Below are 1688 nucleotides of genomic sequence, written 5' to 3'. Positions count from 1 at the left end.
TCCTTGCGCCGCTCCATCGCCTCGGCCGCGTTCCACAGCGCATCGCTGGAGGACAGTGCGGCCGGAGCGCCCTCCGGCAACAATACCTCGTGATGCTCCGGCGCATCCCGGTGCTTAAAATAGAACACCTCGCCGGTCCGCTCGGCCTTGATCGCCTCGCGGCCATTATACGCGGCCGAGCGCACCGCGCTGCCGCCGTCCGAGCGGGAGATGTAGCGGGCACGGGCAAAGGCGATGGCCATGCCCGCAGAATGCCATCGCCACGGCACAAGCGCAAGCACGCATTCGCCGAATGCATATTGCGTCTGCAAGAATCAGCAGCGCTACGCCGGCGTCCTCGGCTTCCTCGCCACAATGGCCGGCTTGCGCTCGCTGGTCGGCAAGCCGCTGCGCGCGCCAGGGACAAAAAACTCGATCGAGCGCGCATCGTCCGACACCTTTGGTCATGCCGACTGGATGGACATCGCCGAAGCGAAAAACCTCTTCGGCGCCGCTGGACGTTCAGGGTCGCAAGCGACGCGGAAAGATCTGGGTGGGGTGGTGATCGGCGAGGCCTACCGCGTCGATCAGGACGTGCCGGCGCGACGCGGCCAGCAATTCGACCCCGGCGATCGAAAAAGCTGGGGCAAGGGCGGAAAGGCGCAGCTGCTGACGTTCGATCTGTCGTGGGGCGGCACCCATGGCCTCGTCTTCGCCGGATCCGGTTCCTATAAGACGGTGTCCGTCTGCGTGCCCACCTTGCTCAGCTATCGTGGTCCGATCATCACGCTCGATCCGTCCGCGGAACTGGCGCCGATGCTGACAGCCGCGCGCACCGCCATGGGTCGGCGCGTCATCGCCGTCGATCCCATGAAGCGCACCGGCGGCTTCAATGCGCTCGACTGGTTGGCGAAGGATTCACCTCTGATCGATGGCGACATCCGTTCGGTGGTCGACTGGATCTGCGGCGAAAGGAGCTCCGCCACGCGCGATGCGCCGGCGAGCGCCTCGGGCAAAGCCTTCTTCGAGGGCCGTGGCAAGGCGATCGTCGAGACGCTTTTGTCCGACATCGTTTTCGATAGCACGCTCGGCAACGACCGGCGCGCAACCTCGTCACCCTCGCCGAACGGCTGGAGCAGCCTGAGAAGAAGATGCGCGCTGAACTGGCCCGCATCCATGAACACTCCTTGTCGCCGCGTGCCCGTCATCTGGCCGGGCAATTGATGGATCTGGTTGCCGAGACGTTTTCCGGCGTCTACGGCAATATGAGCGAGCAGACCGAATGGCTCGCCAATCCCGCCTATGCAAGACTGGTCTCCGACGACAGCTTCCGCACCGCCGACCTCGTTGCGGGCAAGCTCGATCTCTTTGTCAACATTCCGATGCAGGTGCTGGAATCGACGCCCGCCCTTGCCCGGGTCGTCATCGGCTCGCTGCTCAACGCCGTCTACGAGGCCGACGGCGTGCTGCCGGGCGGCCGTATCGTCTTCCTGCTTGATGAGGTGGCCCGGCTTGGCTTCATGAACTCCCTGGCGCGGGCCCGCGACGCCGGCCGCAAATACGGCATCTCGCTGGTCATGCTCTACCAGTCGGAAGGCCAGTTGCGGGAGCAATGGGGCGAAAGCGGCAAAGCATCCTGGTTCGAGAGCGCCTCCTGGCGTTCCTATGCCGCGATCGGCTCGCTCGAACAGGCGCGCGCCGTCTCCGAG

At 65.1% G+C, this 1688-nt stretch carries 3 protein-coding genes; 2 read left to right on the top strand and 1 reads right to left on the bottom strand.

All coding sequences use genetic code 11. The features are described 5' to 3' along the window. Window positions 1–242 (bottom strand): MobA/MobL family protein (locus EN780_RS33635; RefSeq protein WP_189556962.1); only part of this gene is annotated, 242 nt, incomplete at its 3' end. Window positions 243–363: 121 nt separating this feature from the next. On the opposite strand from EN780_RS33635, the gene EN780_RS41440 reads away from it, so the two are divergent. Beyond that, the gene (locus EN780_RS41440; protein ID WP_281035402.1) at window positions 364–1203 is read left to right on the top strand and encodes a type IV secretory system conjugative DNA transfer family protein; all 840 of its coding nucleotides are present in this window, start codon (window positions 364–366) and stop codon (window positions 1201–1203) included. Continuing rightward, on the top strand, window positions 1131–1688 hold a 558-nt coding region (locus EN780_RS41435; protein WP_281035401.1), incomplete at its 3' end, for a type IV secretory system conjugative DNA transfer family protein. The genes EN780_RS41440 and EN780_RS41435, both read left to right, overlap by 73 nt.

Source organism: Mesorhizobium sp. M4B.F.Ca.ET.089.01.1.1, from assembly GCF_004022605.1.
Lineage (GTDB): Bacteria > Pseudomonadota > Alphaproteobacteria > Rhizobiales > Rhizobiaceae > Mesorhizobium > Mesorhizobium abyssinicae.
Note: the sequence above shows the minus strand (reverse complement) of the source record. Positions and strands in the feature narration are given on the sequence as shown.